Here is a 543-nt window from a genome sequence, read left to right on the forward strand (position 1 = left end):
GGCGGCCTCGTAGACGCGCACGTAGATCTCCTGGCGCAGGTCGTGCCACTCCTCGCGATGCGGCCAGCAGCGCCGCAGGTAGCCGCTGAGCGCCTGCTCGTGGACGAGGATTTCTTGGACGAACCAATCGTCGAGGGAAGCGGACATGGATCCCACATTAGCCGATCGCCGGTGCGTGCGGGCAAGTGCCGCGCGCGCCGACGTGGGAGGGTGAAGGCAGCGGGGGGAAACCGTGCCGCCGTTCGTCCCCTCTCAGCAACGAGCCGCACGCTCGCCTGCCCGCCCCGTTCCCGAGGAGATCCGCATGACCCGTTCCGTCGGCATGTTCCGGCCCTGGATGTCGCTGCTGCTGGGCCTGTGCCTGGCCACGCCCGCCGTCGCGCGCGATTACCGCCAGTACCTGGTCGGCGATCCGGCCGCGCCCACACCCGGCCCGGTGTCGCCCGGCCTGCTGCTGATGGGGGGCGGCGACCGCAACTACGACGCGCTGCGCTGGTTCATGGCCAAGGCCGGGCACGGCCACGTGGTGGTGCTGCGCGCCTC

Annotated in this window: 1 pseudogene; it reads left to right on the forward strand. The window is 71.3% G+C overall.

Annotated elements, in window-relative coordinates:
• Positions 1-304: 304 nt before the first annotated feature.
• Positions 305-543 (forward strand): annotated as a pseudogene (locus tag CEK66_RS17385) (peptidase T); the annotation flags it as partial.

This window comes from Xanthomonas sp. LMG 12460, assembly GCF_009192895.1.
GTDB classification, from domain to species: domain Bacteria; phylum Pseudomonadota; class Gammaproteobacteria; order Xanthomonadales; family Xanthomonadaceae; genus Xanthomonas_A; species Xanthomonas_A sontii.